Genomic DNA, 15,582 nt, shown 5'->3' with positions numbered 1-15,582 from the left:
GAATTAGCGGAATGGGTGTCCGCGAATTTCTGAAATACGCATGCAGGTCAATGACCTTCTCATGCGCCGCTCGTAGCTGCTCGACCTGGGGAATAAGCGAAAGTCGGGCAAGCGGTGGAATGAGCTCGTTATTCTCATCTACGACGAGTTCAATCAGCATCCCGACGCGACAATGCCCTGGCGCGTCACGATTCCGAACTTAGTCAGGTGGCCGCGTAAGGCGTTGACCAGCATTGTCCGCTGCCGGATCAGAAGCTCTCGTGCTCCCGCAGCATCAGCACACGCTCTCTGCTGCACGCTCTTCACCGGAACGAAGCGCATCGACGGCCGCGTCACCGCTTCGCAGATCGCCTCAGCATCTGTCCCGTCGTTCTTCTGCCGCCTTACGTATGGCAGACATAGGAGGCCAGCATCAACCGAACCTCATGACCCAGCCGCATGAGAACGCGGGCCCAGTGGTGTCCGGTCGCACAAGCCTCAATTCCGATCAGGCCGGAGGGCAACGCCTCGCCGTAACTTCCGACGAACGAGGACCCCGCCGCCAGCTGAAAGACCTGCTTCGCCATATCCAGACCTACTGTGGTAACTTTCTCCATGGACTGCTCTCCCTCTTGTGACTTGTGACAGCCACACTATGGCACCTCGATGCCGGGAGCAGAGGCCGTCCACATGGGGTAATCGCGGGAGCGCATCGCCCGTCGTCTCGACGCAATTACATGCTTGCCGTCCCAGCGGCGATTAGACAACCCATCAGGTCACCTTCAGTCTCTGCAGAGAGAACCGCCGAACAGTGGCGAAGCCACGTTATTGCGGGCAGCGTCAAGCCACCAGATTTGGCAGTTCCTGAAAAACGTCGACATACTATCTTTCAAGTCCTGTCAGCGACCAACCGGGCACCAAATGGTCCGGCACGCGACGCTAAACGAGGACGAGATTTCCCGCGCTCCGGCGGCCTGCTGACTGGCTGACCGGATCGAGCTAAATTCGCGCTGTGCCCAAGAATCGATCCGGTCGCGCAAACTCCAATACCACAAGGCCACTAGATAGGAGCTCCCTATGACAATTGCGACGGTGCCTGCAATCAGCGAGGCGGATGCACGAATTGAGCGCCGACTTTGCGAGCTAGCAACTTGCGATTCAGCCTCGATCTGGGAGGCTCAGGACGAGCTGTCCAGCGCGATTGCAGAGGCGGGCATGCACTTTGAGGGGCGGGCGTATCCCGTATGTCTCCGGCCCCTTGCGATAGACTGCGGTCTGGCAAATCACCTCAGCGCTACCGCTGAGGCCGTGACCAAGCTCCTTGATGTCGCCGCTGAGCTGTATTGCTGCAATGAAGACGTACAAGACCTATTTCCAGCTTATAAACATTTGCGGGGTTTGATCACTAATCTGCCAAAACATCGGCCGATTGTAAGAATATGCCGACTGGATGGCCTTTTCGGCAGCGATGGCTATTATAAGATAATTGAAACGAATACCGAAGCGCCCGGCGGCGTTATTCAGAACGGCCTCGCTGCAAAAGTCTGGAGCCGTATACCCAACCCATTGACACATGGCCTGTCACTGGACGTGAGCAAGCAGCCTTTCGCGAAAGATCCGAACTGCTTTGTCCGGGAGTTGGTGTCTGCCTATTACGCTGCGGCGGGCCGCGAGCTAAAAACTGCCGCCGTAGTCAACTTTCGTGGACGTTACACAAACGAAGTAGATTGGATCGTTAATGGCCTAAGAGACGCAGGCGTCAGAGCAGCGTTGCTGGATGTTAGCGACATGAAGCTGACACCTCGTGGACTAGTCGGCCCTGACGGTGAACTCATCGAGCTTGTTTACAATAAACTCGATCCTAGGGACTTTATTGAGGCGATGGAAACTGAGGGTTACTTAAACGCCTGCGCATCTGAAAATGTAGTTTCGATAAACCCGTGGATCTCCCAATGGGTATTGTCTGACAAGGCAATCCTTGCTTTACTTAGCGATGATCGATTCAGCTCAAACTTCAACGTCGAGCAGATCGAGTTTATTGCACGCCACGTTCCCTGGACCCGTCTTGTTAGAGAGGGAATAACGACTGATCCAAAACGGCGTCGGATTGAGCTCATCAGCTACATCCGGAAGAACAAGACCGATCTTGTTCTAAAGCCCTCTAACGCGACGCGTGGCGAGCATGTCTTGGTTGGGCGCCTCACATCCTTAGAGGTGTGGGAAGAATACATTGACCGGGCCGCCCGCAACCCTTACGTCGTTCAAGAGTACATCGCGCCCGGAGAGGTTACAGCTCTGCATCTACCAAGCCGGTCGATCAAGAAAATGGCGTATGGAATTGACTGTTACGTATTCGGTGGCCGCCTAGCAGGTTTTCAGTCGCGCGCAAGCCTCGATCCTGTGATGAACGTTGGGCGAAGCGGGATTCTACTACCGATAGCTATCAACTAAATTTCTCAGCTGAACCCGCCAAGACGTTCCCGTGCGTGAAGTGCTATGGCGTTGAGTCGATGAACCTGGTCGTATAGGAGTTATCGCGAAACTTCGCATGGCCCATGATCGCTTCGAGGGAAGGTGGGGTCCGTCGCCACGCCGCGAATGCGGAATTAGTGCAGCGACCACTCCATCGCTTCCTCGGGGCTCCGCCTCCAAGCCGGTACTGCGGATCGTAGAAGCGGGCAATGACCGCGTCGGAATAGGCGGTCCAGCCGGATGCCGAAGCCGGTCGCTCTACCCTCGCCTTCGACAACGGCGGCCGAGCGCAAGGGCATTCTGCGCCTCATCATCTGCGAGGTCATTCTCGACCAGAAGCGCTTCCAGGGCCAGGTCTGGTTCAAGATCCTGTGGCAGACGGGAGCGACAAGCGAGCACTCTCTCCAGAGGCGGGTCCACACCTATGGCGACTACGCCGATCTGGAGCGGCTACGGCGCCGCGCTGATCGAACTCAACGCGGCAGGCAAAATGGACAAGGAGATCGCGGTGGCGTTGAACGCGGAAGGCTTTGTCGCAGCACGCGGCTGCGCGTTCAAAGGTGAGAATGTCTGGCTTCTGCGGACACGTTGAGGCATCCCCACGGTCAAGATCAATGGGACGAGCGCCAATCCCGACCGCTGGCCAGATGGAACCTACTCTGTTCAAGGGGCAGCCGCCGCCCTGGGCGTCACACCCCAAACCGTCTTCGACTACCTCGCCCGCGGCTGGATCGAGGGACGCCAGCTCACAAAGGGGCAGCCGTGTGGCAAATCGAAGTCTCAGACGATCAGATCAACACGCTGCGGGCGCGGACCGCTCGCACCAGGCGATCAAGGAAGAAGGCATCATGAAAACTTCGCTGAGCCTGTCGTCGCAACCGCACTTCTCGATCGCCTGCTTCACCATGCGGTCGTCGTCCAGATCGAAGGATCAAGCTATCGGCTCCGCCAGCACGCCGAGTTCATGCCCGAACACCTGCGATCAAAAGCCTCCATCACGCCGCCGACACTAAATGGACCGTCGCGGCCGCGCGGCCGGCCACCGAAAAATGGACACCCCTCCGCGATAGCCTGAGCGGCGAAACTGGGGAATTTTACTTCGGCCTTTGGAGTGCGCCCCTCAGACCGGACAGGATGAACAAGCAGAATTGACTTGGAAGCCGGACTTTCGAAGGATGGAAGCCCATGGTGACTTATCGCACGCACAGCATCGAGTTCAAACGTCAGGTAGTGCAGGAGTTCCTGTCCGGCGAGACGCTGCATGGTCTCGCCAAGCGGCACGAACTGCCGCGTAACCTGATCCGCATCTGGGTTCAGAAATACGAGGCCGGCTCCTTCGACGAAGACGTAGCGGCGGCCGACACGATGCAGACCTATGAGGCGCGGATCGCAGCGCTGGAGCGGCTGGTAGGCCGGCAAGCCTTGGAAATTGAGTTTCTAAAGGGGGCTCTGAAAAGCGCACCACGTCCGAGAAGCGGGACTACATCCGTGATCACCGGCCCGGCGGTGTCTCCATCGCTGAAGGATGCCGGCTGATGGGGATCGCGCGATCAACCTAGTACGATCAGCCCGAAACCGCCGTGGACGACACAGCGCTCGTCGTGACGATGGGTGAGATCTCCGACAGCTTCGAAGCTTACGGAAGCAGGCGACGGAACGATTGGCCGTGGCGAGCACTCCGCTCTCGCACTGTGGCAGGCCCAGGTTCGTCACCATCGGCCGCTGATCGAACGCATCATCACATAGAGCGAGCGGCGGGTGGTGGCCGGCGAGTTGGTGCCGGCCAGCGACAAGCTGGTCAGCCTGTTCGAGCCCCATGCCGATATCATCGTCAAAGGCAGCCGCGACACCGAATACGGCCACAAGCTCAACCTGACCACCGGCAGGAGCGGCATGATCTTCGATCTGGTGATCGAGGCGGGCAATCCGCGCGACAGCGATCGATTGCTGCCGATGCTGGAACGCCACATCGCCTTCTATGGTCACGCGCCGCGGCAGGCGGCGGCCGACGGCGGCTTTGCCAGTCGCGACAATCTGGCTACAGCCAAGACCTTGGGCGTTCGCGACATGGCATTCCACAAGAAAGCCGGCCTCAGGATCGAGGACATGGTTAGAAGCAATTGGGTCTACCGCAAGCTGCGCAACTTCCGCGCCGGCATCGAGGCCGACATCTCATGCCTCAAGCGCGCTTATGGCTTGGCGCGCTGCGCCTGGCGTTGCCTTGATCACTTCAAGAGCTACGTCTGGTCCTCGATCGTGGCCTACAATCTTCCTCTTCGCACGTCTCAATCGGACCTGACGTCGAGCCATTGCGCGGGTCAGCAGCCCTCCGGCAGGCGCCGGCTCCATAGCCATGACTAACTTCCGTTCGGCGAATTCTTTCTGGCGCGATTCATTGGACTTCGCGTCGGCCCGGTCACGCAAACGACGTTCTTCCTGCGGCAAAGCTCTGTAAACGCTCACCAAAAGGGGCATTTATGGATGGAAACTAGCTAGTCTCGGCATTTGCTGGCTGATTTAACCTGAAGCGGTCCGGCTGTGCAGCGCAGGCCTCGCGGATGAACCTATAGGGCGCTAGGCCCTTGAGCCTTCGGCCAAGTTTTAGGCGGAGAGAAAGTCCGGTGAGGCGCTGCCGGAGCTGATCCTGGCTCCGCTATACAAGCGCTTGACGATGGCGTCCTTGATAGTCCGGTTGTTCTCTCGGCCTGGTCGTCAGTTCATGGGTGCCTTGCCTTCGTCGTGAGGTGCTCGATGTGCCTTCCTGGCGCAAGCGTATTCGAATGCCATTTCCTCCTTAATCAGCGGCACAGCCGAGCCACCGGCGGGCTGTGCCGGCTTGCGTTCGCGGAGAGTTTCTTACAATTCTATGATGCGTAAGTTTGCTGCCTTTATGGCGGCTGCCGTTCTGCTAGCAGTATCCAATTTTTTCTTGACATTTTTTATGTGGAAATTGACAGTATTTACAGATATCCCTAGAATAACTCCTATTTCCCACGACGATTTCCCTCTCGCAGTCCATAGGATACACTCTTTTTCTCTTACAGAAAGTTTAGGAGCTTGCTCTATGCCAGTCGCGCTCGCGAACTTTGTGGCCATAAGATGGAAATGCAACGCGGCAAGTTGCAAGTAGGTGATTGTTCTATTTGGGAATTCGCGGCCCCAGGGTCGAGCAAAGCTCATGATCGCAAAGCTGCCATCGGGGTCGTGCAATGGAACACTAATACCTGACCTTAAGCCGAACGTCGCAGCCTCTTCGAAAACGCGCCGTTCGTCCTCAGTCGTGCTTGCGTCGTTGTGCACCTCGCTCCATCGAAAGGCGCCTGCCCGCGTTCGACTCGCCTTGATGATGGGGTCTATCCTGTCATAACCCATTTTGAAATAGCGCTGCTGCCATTCATCAGGATAACTCAGCATGACTGCCGGATCGCGTCGGATCGGCTTCAAAAGCTTTCCGTCGGGTGTATGAGAACCATAGGCGATCCACGGGCAATCAAAGTTCAGGGCAAACGCAGATAACAGGTCGAACAACTGCTTGGATTGACCAATGCCGTCAGTCTGGTCAAGAAATCGGCCGAACTCGACCGCAAACGCTTCCCTCGCTGCGTTCGGGAAATGCATCGACGGGGCCAAAGAAAACTGGTCGGACAATCTGGTTGCTGACCCTCGAAGTTGAGAGACCGCAGTCATCGGCACGCGTTCCATAGTCTCTGCTCCGCACCATTTGCGCCGGACGTCATCAATGCTGCGCAAAGCGCTGGCCCAAGGCTGAGGCACTGCACGCCGCTCCTTCCGAACCGATATCGTCAAAGTTGTAAATATCACCAATTCCATCCCAAAGAAGAAATTATTTTATATTAAGTAGTTGCTACAGTTTTTTTTCGGAAGTTTTCATTTTTTGAAATAAACATTTATTCTGTCATGTTTCTTGAACTGACTTCGGCGACCATATCTATATCTGTGCACGTTTTCCAAACTACATCGGCAAGACGGGATGAAGCGAGGCTGAATCGGAAGGGGATTCCCATTTATCGAGATATGTGACTCGCCCCGGTGCCACAGCTTGGCTGGGTCAGGATCAATGGTCACAACTGCTGACCTATATCCGGTTTCCTGATGCGGCTCGGCGTTCTTCGCTGCGAGCGTCGATGGGTTTTCGCCGGCTTGCACTTCAATGCTCCTTGGCCGAAGCCGTGCCGGTCCACGCATCAGGTTCGGGAAGCGACGGGGGGACCGTTTTCGCCATCTCCTGCCATTTTTCAGTCGGGCGGGTCCTATACGTCTGCATGTAAATCACAAATAGCCAAGCGTGGGTCGATTCAGTCACAGAAGGACGCGCTCTAAGTGTTTAGTCCCGGCATTTGCTGGAGCGGATTGAGAGTGAAGCGCTCGGGCTGGGAAGCCCATGCCTTGCAGATGAACTCGTAGGGCGTCAGGCCCTTGAGGGTCTTCAGCCTGCGGCCGAAATTGTAGGCCGCGACGAAGTCGGCAAGATGCCGACGCAGTTGGTCGTGATCGTCGTAATGGAAGCGTTTGACGGTTGCGCCCTTGATGGTCCGGTTCATTCTCTCGACCTGACCGTTCGTCCAGGGGTGCTTTGGCTTTGTGGTTCGATGTTCGATATCGTTCTTGGCACAGGCGTATTCGAAGGCATGAGCCCGGAATATCTCGCCATTTGCGATTGCCTCCTGATCAGCGGAACGGCCGAACCGCCAACGCCTGGCGTGGTGAACTGGATGCCGTTGTCGGTGAGAACGGTGTGGATCCTGTAGGGGACGGTCGCGATCAGGCGTAGCAGAAACTCTTGGAAATGGCTGTCGGAGCCTTCTCGTGCAGTTCGACGAAGGCGAACTTCGAGGTTCGGTCGATGGCGACGAACATGTGTAGCTTGCCCTGTTCGGTTCGAACCTCCGCGATATCAACGTGGAAGAAGCCGATCGGATAGGCCTTGAACTTCTTCTTCGCCGGCTTGTCGCCCTCGACATCCGGCAATCGGCCGATGCCGTGGCGCTGCAGACAGCGGTGCAATGAAGATCGCGTCAGATGCGGGATCGTCGGCTGCAACGCGTAGAGGCAATCGTCGAGCGGCAGCAGCGTGTAGCGGCGGAAGGCCACAATAACGGCCTCTTCCTCGGCAGACAGAACCGTCGATCTCGGCTCCCTGGGGCCGGTGGGCAGATCGGCGGTCGAACTCCGCTTCTTCCACTTCGCGACCGTCTTGGGGTTGATGCCATAGCGCTTCGAAAGCGACCTCAGGCTCGCTTCACTATGTTGTATCGCTCGACGGATCGCCTCTGTCGTTGTGGCGCTCCCATGAAGAACCTGGCCCATAGTGCATCCTTTGATTCGGACGACAATGATGAGCCATCAAAGCCTGGGATCAAACATCTAAGTAGTTTATCCGAGGCCGCGTTAGTCCGATCTGGGCGGCAGCCGGATCAATCCAACGCCGTTCTCAATCTCGATTTTGGTGCCAAATGGCTGCGAGAGCTTCTGTAGCCGCTCCAGAATGGCTACGGCTTGCGGTACGGGAGCGAGACGTGGCACGCCCCGGTTCGCAAACCTCTTCAAGTGACCAAGCTCGATTGGATAGAGCCGTAATTCAGCAAGTTGGTTACCCTCATATGGCTGACCGAAACGATGCTCTCGTAGTAGATCTGGTCGGGGAGCGCATCCACAAATCCTTCCCGCGACGGATATCCTTTGAACCACCTCGTCGATGGTCACCTCGGCATCCGTGTCAACTTTTGGATGCTTATCGTAGACGGCGTACATGTCAGCGCCCAAGGGCGTGCGGAGGTCCTCACAGAAGAAATTCCCCAGGCTATAAAAGATAGGCCGCCCTTTGTAGATCTCGATGCCTCGCAACTGATGAGGCCCGTGCCCAAGGTATGCGTCCGCTCCAGCATCAATAAGCCTGCGGGCGAACGATTGTTCGGAATCAGGCGGCTCTGAGCTCCAATTGCCGGGCGCGTGGCCGTGGTTCGTGGCGATGCAGAAGTCGGAGAACTGCTTGCCGCGCCGAACGTTACGCAGAATGTCAGCGACATCGCGCGGGTTTGCTTCGAAGCTATAACCTGCTTTGTCACCCGTTTTGAATGTCACCCCGCCAAGTACAACCCGGCTTGGATCCTGTCCGGCGGGATTGTAGTTTGGCAACGCGGCGCGGATCTGTCTCAGGCTTTCGAGCATTTCCGCCAGGACCACGATGCTTTTGTCCAAACGAAGAGCATTGAGTCCTGGTCTGCCTGGCGCCTCGCCAGCGGGATCGCACGCGCGAGCCATGGGGCTGAACGTTGTAGCAAATGACACCAATGCCGCGCGACCGCGCGCGGTCTCCAAGAAGCGAGCGGCACCAGCTTGGGCGAGATTCTCGCCCGCACCTGCATGTATGATCCCGTTCTCATCGAGCGCGCGGGTCGTCTCGCGCATACCTTCAAGGCCCCAGTCGAGTGTATGGTTGTTCGCGCGACTAAGCATATTGAAGCTCATCGCTTTCAAATCAGGTCCCAACTCCGGGACACTGATGCAATACGCACCACGTACTCAGCCTGCGGACTCCCTTCGAACGACCGAATATCGAAAATGTTGGTTTCCATATTGCCGAATCCGACATCGGCATCATGAAGGATCTTGACGAGCTCGTCGAACCCAGGATGTCGCCCCTTGTTTACTGGTCGCGCCAAGAGCAGGTCGCCAACTGCTGCCATTGTGAAGCCGTCTTCAACGTTTGTGGCAATTGAACCGACCGTATCAAAGCCACCATCGTGCTGGATTGGATGGCGACTGTTCTCGTAGGAATGGTTCTTCATAGTTTTCGCAGATAAGCTGACTTTTAAAACCAAATCCGTTCTGCTCTATCGGTTCTTCATGCCCGCACTTGAGACGATCATCACGATGGCGAGGCCAGGCTGCTGGTCCTCAAGCCGGTCGAGGCTGCCGGGCCGGCGTGCGCCATGCGCTAGAGCCGGCGCACGCGAATCCGAGCTTGCTCATCGTGGCGGCTATCCGGGAGCATCCTGCCCAGTGCCAGGATCTGCGGCATAGTGATCGGCTCGTCGCCCGCTCTGGACGCCACCGGGTGCGACGAGAAGGCGGTCGCCTTCGATGCTGTCGATCTGCGCACGCACGAGATCGAGCTGCTCAAGCAAGCGGTCGAGCTCGGCGCAGCTGTTGTCCGGCAGCGGCGTTTACTCCGCGGTGCGGATGGCCATGAGCCTGTTGGCCGTTCCTCAGGCCTAATTGGAAGCTGCGAATGTCGAGCGGGCAAATCGCCTTGAGCTGCGTCTTGTCACCGACCAAGGGGCTGTCGTACGCGGTTCGGGCGCCGCTCGCCCCCTCTTCGAGCTTCTGGATCGCCGCCATACTGCAATTCTTGCGGCGCAGCCAGCCGAGAAATGCGCGCATCAAAAGCTCGGTGTCGAGATGCTCGGTCTTGGCGCGCCGGTGCTCACGTGAGACGGCAACGCTGGCGGGATGGATGATAGGCGTCGATGTCGCGCGCCCACATTTCGATGACCGCGACGATCGTGTTCCTGTTCGAGCGGGAAGGGACCGGCTCGCGTCAAAAGACTGCGACATGCGGCCCTTCTTCGGATGGTGGATCTATTGGAGCCGAAGGATGCGGCGCCCTCGCCTCTCGCCCCATAGCATCTACTCGCCGGGACACGACCCATTGCCAAGGCAAGGCAGTACCATAGAACGTTTTTCATATATCTATTCCTTCAGGTGCCTTGGTGCTTATCGATGAGTTCCTTCACCCTCTGTTTGCGGTGCATCTCGGCGCGCGCCCAGCGTTCCCGCATGACCGCCCATTTCAGCTGCGTGTCCCGAAAGAGCGTTTTTGCTGCGGAAACCTGGTCGGCGGTTGATTTTTTAGCGGGCCCTCCTCCGAACCGCAGAGCGTCCCTGCACTCTTCAAGACTCGCCGGCAACACATCAGCGAGGTGGCTAGCCAGCTCGCGTCGGCGCTCCGCGACGCAGCCATCCTGAGACAGGCGTTCCGCGATCTCGCCAATTAGTGTGTGGGCGTTCCTGAAAGGAATGCCTCGCGACGCCATCCGTTCGGCGGCGACGGCCGTCATCGATGAGCCGTCTTCCAGATTTTCACGCATCGACCGCACGTTGAAAGACATGAATTTCACCATAAGCGATGTGAGGGTGATGGCCCGTTTCAGGGCTTCTTCTGCAAGGCTCAGAGGAGAGCAGCCGTAGTTGCTCGCTTCGATCGAGTTGCTGAAAGGCGCTTTGCAGGCTGCTGTTGCCGCAGAAACGTAGGCCCCAATCGCGGTGCTTGCCGACCCCTTGATGTGTTCAAGCAGAAACGGGTTCTTCTTTTGGGGGAGCATGGAAGAGCCGCCAGCAAGATTGTGAGGAACGTCGATGAGCGCGGACTCCCGCGTCGTCCAAACCTGCAGGTCCTGGGCCACACGGCTGAGCAAAATTGAAACGCCAGCGAAGAGTGAAAGCGCTTGTAGGTGATGGTCACGGCTCGCAACAGCATCAAGTGAGTTGAATGACGGCAGTTCGAATCCCAGAAGATTTGCTGTCTTTAACGGATCTATAGGCATGCTGGTGCCTCCGCCGGCACCAGCTCCCATAGGGCAGTTCCTGATGTCTTCCAGCAGGCAATGGAGGCGCTGGCGCTCGCGCCCCAGAGCGAAGAAGATGCCAAGCAGGTAGTGCCCTGGCGATCCGGGGAGTGCGATCTGATACTGACTGTACAACGGAGCCACAAGTCTCGATGCTTCCTCCACTCGCTGAAGCAGGGCATCTTGTGCAGTTCCTATTCCTTGCGAGATGGAACACGCAGCTTCCCGAAGGACCAGAAGAGAAATGGTCGCGTTCAAGTCGTTGCGGGACCTCGCAAGGTGCAGCCAGCCGGCCTTTTCCCGGCCGGCTCTGGCGGCAAGTTCGGCCTCATAGGCCAGATAGACACCACGGGGAGCATCGCGCCCCTCCAAAGACTGAAAGCCCTCGTCCTGAAGATCCAAGATGTGCTTGAGCAGATCGGCAGCGGCTGCTTGGCTGACCAAGCCCTGGTCCGCGAGCATCACCAGATGTGCTTCGTCTATGGTCGCCTGATGCCGCAGAAGGCGACCGTCACGCGAGATTTCGATAGGCGAAGCGAGCAACTTCATCGCTTCCGGATGTAGGTTCCACTTGCTCTGGCTTGACCCAGCGACTTGCTTGTCGTCCGACTCTTCAGTAGCCGCCTCAACATCGATCACAATGGAATCGATCATCCGTTGAGCTGCCGCAGCGGCGGCATTGAGTTCATCAGCAACGCCTATGGCGTAGGCTACCCGGTCTCTAAAGTCGCCATTTATTTGAACTTCCTCCCCCTCAGATTTCAGAAGACCCGCCTCGCGCACTGTCGAGTCTGGATTTCGAGAAAAGCCTAGGCGTTTGAGCTTGCCGGATTTACGAACGAGTTGGAAACGGATGGCTCCCGCCCTTGCGCTCGCGCGTGGAGGCTTGAACCCTTCTCCCGCATAAAGTCTAATCACCATGTCAAGGATTGACGTGCCCAAGGCATGCGAGAGCATGACTGGAATCATTCCTCCAGCCAGCCTGGGGTTGACCTCGATGATGACGGGGCCCGACTCCGTTATTACGAACTCCACATGAGCCGGTCCGAACTTCAGGCCCAGGGCCGACACCGCGCCCGCGGCAAAAGAGGCCAGTTCCTGGAGGAATGGCTCCGGAAGCGGGGCCGGGAAGTCGTGCCCTACCTCGACGAAGCAGGGAGCCGCCCCCTTGTGCTTGGCAAGAATTCCAAGGCAATGCAGCGCCCCATCGCAAGCAATTATCTCTGCAGAGTATTCTTTACCTTCTATATATTGCTGGATGAGGATGTCGGGACTCGGCAGATCCACTTGATTCAACAACACGTCCTTTGCACTCTCAAACGCCTTGATGGCGGCTGTGGCACTATCGCACAACCGCACGCCGCTACTACCGCTTCCGGAGACTGGCTTCACGACGACTGGCAGAGAAGCTTGGGCAACAATGTTCTCGGCGTCTCTGATGGATGTGGCCAACCGAGTTTCAGGGATCGTGATTGATTGTCGCTGTAACTCGGCCGCTTGCTTCCATTTGTTCCGGCATGTGGCTATAGCCTCCGGATTCGGTGCTGGTAACCCCATTGCCGTCGCGACACGAGACGCTGCTTCCACAAAATAATCCGACGATGAATATATTCCTTCCAACCTTCTTAATTTGGCGGCGACCCCGATGAGTTCATCCGGACTACGCGTTTCAGCTTCGATAACGTGAGCGACGGAGTCCTTAAGAAACGGATAGCGCGCACGATTGCGCGTGACGAGATAGGGCTCAAAGCCCAGGACCCTGGCCCGCTTCATCAATAGTTCGCCAGTGCCCGTCGTGTTGCTTTCCACGAAAAGGAAGCTACCTCGGTTCATCATGAAGCATTCTCCAGCACGTTTAGGACAGCTTCCCGGCTTCTCCGATTCCAACGATATCGGTTCCATGGTGGGAGAGCCGTCGAAGGATGCTCTTCGCTAGACGGAGCGTCCAGAAGAACACCTTCATGTAGACACCCGTTCTGCTTGAGCCACTCGTGATCGTAAGCAGCTTCGACGTAGCGGTGCCCTTCATCAGGACATATGACAACTACGGTTTCTCTTGGATCCTGCTGAGCGCGCCAACGCCCAACGATGTAGCTCGCTCCGGAGGTCGGACCGGCGAAAACGGCATGCCGCTCGTGGAGGGTGCGAGTTGCAGCAAAGGCGAGGGGAGCCGAGAGGAAATGCACCTCGTCATACAGTTCGTGCCTCACGTTCTTGGGGACAAGACTGTTCCCCAGCCCCCGCAGTTTCCGTTCGCCGTCCGGTTGGCCAAAGATGACGCTATTGAAGGTGTCAACTCCGACCAGGCGCGCACCAGGGGCTTTTTGGCGAAGTCGCTCTATTGTCCCGCAAGTAGAACCGCCCGATCCGACAGAACCTACCAAAGTTACGTCGGCGCCCAACATCTCCGATATCTGCTCGGCGAAAAATTTATAGGCTGCGGGGTTGTCCAGCGTTTCATATTGCCGGGGCCAGAAACAGAAGTGGCCCAAATGTCTCATCCTAGCGTGTAATGCGTCGAGGCGGCTTCTTTGATAGCCACCCTGCTTCGCCTTTTCAGTTATTATGAACACTTCGGCTCCCAAGGAGCGCAACCTGTTTTCCAGGCCTTTGTCCATCACTGGGTCTGTGAAGATCTCGAGCTGGAATCCACGTTCCAGGCAAACCACGGCCAAACCCAGCGCGAAAGTTCCGCTCGAGGTCTCGATAACTTTCATGCCGTGCGTCAAGGTCCCTCGAGCCAGCGCTTGCTCAATGATGTACTTCGCAGGGAGAAGCTTCATGAACGCAAACTGCGCAAGATAAAGGTTTGTCTCACATCTAATAATGTTGGGGAGAGCATAGGCATCAGAATAGCCGGAGAATGGCAGGCGTTTGCGAACGGCGTCCATATTGCTTCCTCATCGGCAGCCAGTCATGGTCAGATATATTTTTGGCGAGTTGTCGAACGGCGATATATGGGCGACCACGGACTGAAGCTTCCGTGGGAAGTCATCCGCCATTCGATCAAGCAGGATTCCAATCATTGTGCCGCTGTGCGCGACTATGACCCCGAGAGCGCCAGTGGCCTCGGATGCTTCCAGCATCGAGTTCAGGTGCTGCTTTGGAGCCCGCTCCTGATGCAGGCGCGCGCTGGCTGTAGCTATTCTGCCTATCGTGGCCGTGTCACCCTGCGGAATTGCTATCTGTGCGCGGTCGAGTAATTCCTGATATTCTGCTCTGTGACTGTCGGAGATTTCACCTCGCCGTTGATCATAGTCGACGGTTTCGATCGTCCCTCCTTCATCAATACCAACGATTGCAAGCGGCGGCATTTGCCCAAGAAAGGAGAGAAGGCTACATGCTCGCTGCCGATATGCGACCACTCCTGGGTAGATCACCCCGTCGGACGGCTCGATCTCCGCCATTAGCTTCTCTATCAATGATGTCCGGACTCTACGCTTGAAACAGCAGGCGATTGACCGTGCAGCCGCAACAAGATCCGCAGACGAACTCGCCAACCCTTTGCCTTCGGGGAGCTCAGATCGCAAAAGGAGGATTCCTCCTGAGGCGCCGAGCGCAATCACGAGATTCTCAGCTAGTCGTTTTGCTTTGACTTTATGTGATGGATAAACGGTTACGGATCGTGTGCCTGCAATCGGCATAAAGTGAGCTCGCGCAAAGACCGCGATGGGCATCGTGACCAAGAAGTGAGGGTCCCGAGGAACGGCGCCGACCGGTAACTCGCCTTGGAGCAACTCGCCGAATGTGCCGCAACAAAGAGCCTCGCTATAATGAATTCCTGGCTGTTGTCCATCCTCGGCGATAAGCTCAGCCGTGCCTCCGAACGTCTGATAGCACATGTATGGCCTCCAAACTGGATCGGCGGCGGCTTCTAGAAGTTCTGTAGTCGTGACGCTCCCCCTGCTTCCTGCAGGGTCGATGGAATAGGTGGAATGCTGGATCGGCATATCACTTCCCCTCAGGTACGCTGACGTTCGATTTGCTGCTAGGAAATGAGACTTGGATCATCGGAGTGCGGGTCGTTTTTCATTTGGGATACTTTCAAGTACCTAGGTGCCTAGGTGCCTAGCTGTCTGACCTCAGACTTTGGGGTGAACGTACCATTGGCAGTGATTTGCGGTTGCAACGATTCTATGAAATTACTTGTAGTATTTGTTGCACCCCTGATTACCGGCGGCGCCGCATGGAACGTCTCAGCGAATTTCGGTAGGTGCGACGTTCAAGGGACGCCGTTTTGAGCATTCAGTGATCCTGCTTTGCGTACGCTGGTATCTGGCCGTCCGGCGCGATCTTTGGGCCCCCACGTACATCGCGGATCACCCGCGACACATGCCGGGCAGTCGACGTCATGCCCCGCCCAGATCACGGCGTCGCCCACGACGGTCTCGATCAAGCCTCCGCCGCCTTGTTCCGCGCCGGCTAGTCCATCACAAGCGCCGCAAAGCCGATGGCGAGGTGACGTTGCCCCCAGTTTCTATCCAGTTTTGAGTTCGCTTCCGGCGTGGGTTGTGCCCTGCTGGGCGGGTGAAGCGACGGGCGC

The 15,582-nt window shown here is 57.1% G+C and carries 8 protein-coding genes and 6 pseudogenes; 5 read left to right on the top strand and 9 right to left on the bottom strand.

The features are described 5' to 3' along the window. Positions 1 to 171: 171 nt before the first annotated feature. Positions 172 to 596: pseudogene (locus tag NKI24_RS32705) on the bottom strand (IS110 family transposase); the annotation flags it as partial. Between the two features lie 460 nt (positions 597 to 1,056). Here NKI24_RS32705 and NKI24_RS32700 point away from each other — a divergent pair. Beyond that, a complete protein-coding gene (locus NKI24_RS32700; RefSeq protein ID WP_352750412.1) occupies positions 1,057 to 2,430 on the top strand; it encodes a hypothetical protein in 1,374 nt (457 codons plus the stop codon). 46 nt (positions 2,431 to 2,476) lie between these two features. On the opposite strand, the pseudogene NKI24_RS32695 reads toward NKI24_RS32700, so the two are convergent. Further along, positions 2,477 to 2,708 (bottom strand): annotated as a pseudogene (locus NKI24_RS32695) (hypothetical protein); the annotation flags it as partial. A 167-nt stretch (positions 2,709 to 2,875) separates the two neighbouring features. Between NKI24_RS32695 and NKI24_RS32690 the strand changes: the two are divergent. From NKI24_RS32690 to NKI24_RS32675, 4 genes and pseudogenes are all read left to right on the top strand, one after another. Then, positions 2,876 to 3,043 carry a hypothetical protein gene (locus NKI24_RS32690; RefSeq protein WP_352750411.1) on the top strand — a complete coding sequence of 56 codons (168 nt, stop codon included), beginning with the start codon at positions 2,876 to 2,878 and terminating at the stop codon, positions 3,041 to 3,043. 264 nt (positions 3,044 to 3,307) lie between these two features. Beyond that, positions 3,308 to 3,526 (top strand): annotated as a pseudogene (locus NKI24_RS32685) (ATP-binding protein); the annotation flags it as partial. A gap of 110 nt (positions 3,527 to 3,636) precedes the next feature. Beyond that, complete coding sequence (locus tag NKI24_RS32680; RefSeq protein ID WP_023680086.1) at positions 3,637 to 3,987, top strand: transposase; 351 nt, start codon at positions 3,637 to 3,639, stop codon at positions 3,985 to 3,987. 106 nt (positions 3,988 to 4,093) lie between these two features. Then, positions 4,094 to 4,750 (top strand): annotated as a pseudogene (locus NKI24_RS32675) (transposase); the annotation flags it as partial. A gap of 557 nt (positions 4,751 to 5,307) precedes the next feature. Here the strand turns inward: NKI24_RS32675 and NKI24_RS32670 are convergent. From NKI24_RS32670 to NKI24_RS32640, 7 genes and pseudogenes are all read right to left on the bottom strand, one after another. Next, a complete protein-coding gene (locus NKI24_RS32670; protein ID WP_352750410.1) occupies positions 5,308 to 6,153 on the bottom strand; it encodes a LuxR family transcriptional regulator in 846 nt (281 codons plus the stop codon). A 635-nt stretch (positions 6,154 to 6,788) separates the two neighbouring features. Next, positions 6,789 to 7,779 (bottom strand): annotated as a pseudogene (locus NKI24_RS32665) (IS481 family transposase). Positions 7,780 to 7,860: 81 nt separating this feature from the next. After that, a pseudogene (locus NKI24_RS32660) lies at positions 7,861 to 9,260 on the bottom strand (CapA family protein). A 331-nt stretch (positions 9,261 to 9,591) separates the two neighbouring features. Further along, on the bottom strand, positions 9,592 to 9,855 hold the full coding sequence (locus tag NKI24_RS32655; RefSeq protein WP_352750409.1) for a hypothetical protein: 264 nt from the start codon (positions 9,853 to 9,855) through the stop codon (positions 9,592 to 9,594). Positions 9,856 to 10,172: 317 nt separating this feature from the next. After that, a complete protein-coding gene (locus NKI24_RS32650; RefSeq protein WP_352750408.1) occupies positions 10,173 to 12,875 on the bottom strand; it encodes a lyase family protein in 2,703 nt (900 codons plus the stop codon). Then, positions 12,872 to 13,930 carry a cysteine synthase family protein gene (locus tag NKI24_RS32645; RefSeq protein WP_352750407.1) on the bottom strand — a complete coding sequence of 353 codons (1,059 nt, stop codon included), beginning with the start codon at positions 13,928 to 13,930 and terminating at the stop codon, positions 12,872 to 12,874. Before NKI24_RS32645 ends, NKI24_RS32650 begins: the two co-directional genes overlap by 4 nt. A 9-nt stretch (positions 13,931 to 13,939) precedes the next feature. Then, positions 13,940 to 14,881 carry a GHMP family kinase ATP-binding protein gene (locus NKI24_RS32640; RefSeq protein ID WP_352750406.1) on the bottom strand — a complete coding sequence of 314 codons (942 nt, stop codon included), beginning with the start codon at positions 14,879 to 14,881 and terminating at the stop codon, positions 13,940 to 13,942. Positions 14,882 to 15,582: the final 701 nt, after the last annotated feature.

The organism is Mesorhizobium sp. M0701, assembly GCF_040320365.1.
In the GTDB taxonomy this organism is placed as follows: Bacteria; Pseudomonadota; Alphaproteobacteria; order Rhizobiales; family Rhizobiaceae; genus Mesorhizobium.
This window is presented reverse-complemented; position numbering and strand designations above follow the sequence as displayed.

What these genes read in the sequence shown, in the direction of transcription:
- NKI24_RS32655 (WP_352750409.1), bottom strand. Translation starts at nt 9,855, where the DNA reads ATGCGCGCATTTCTCGGCTGGCTGCGCCGCAAGAATTGCAGTATGGCG.
- NKI24_RS32670 (WP_352750410.1), bottom strand. Translation starts at nt 6,153, where the DNA reads ATGGAACGCGTGCCGATGACTGCGGTCTCTCAACTTCGAGGGTCAGCA.
- NKI24_RS32640 (WP_352750406.1), bottom strand. Translation starts at nt 14,881, where the DNA reads ATGTGCTATCAGACGTTCGGAGGCACGGCTGAGCTTATCGCCGAGGAT.
- NKI24_RS32645 (WP_352750407.1), bottom strand. Translation starts at nt 13,930, where the DNA reads ATGGACGCCGTTCGCAAACGCCTGCCATTCTCCGGCTATTCTGATGCC.
- NKI24_RS32650 (WP_352750408.1), bottom strand. Translation starts at nt 12,875, where the DNA reads ATGATGAACCGAGGTAGCTTCCTTTTCGTGGAAAGCAACACGACGGGC.
- NKI24_RS32700 (WP_352750412.1), top strand. Translation starts at nt 1,057, where the DNA reads ATGACAATTGCGACGGTGCCTGCAATCAGCGAGGCGGATGCACGAATT.
- NKI24_RS32680 (WP_023680086.1), top strand. Translation starts at nt 3,637, where the DNA reads ATGGTGACTTATCGCACGCACAGCATCGAGTTCAAACGTCAGGTAGTG.
- NKI24_RS32690 (WP_352750411.1), top strand. Translation starts at nt 2,876, where the DNA reads ATGGCGACTACGCCGATCTGGAGCGGCTACGGCGCCGCGCTGATCGAA.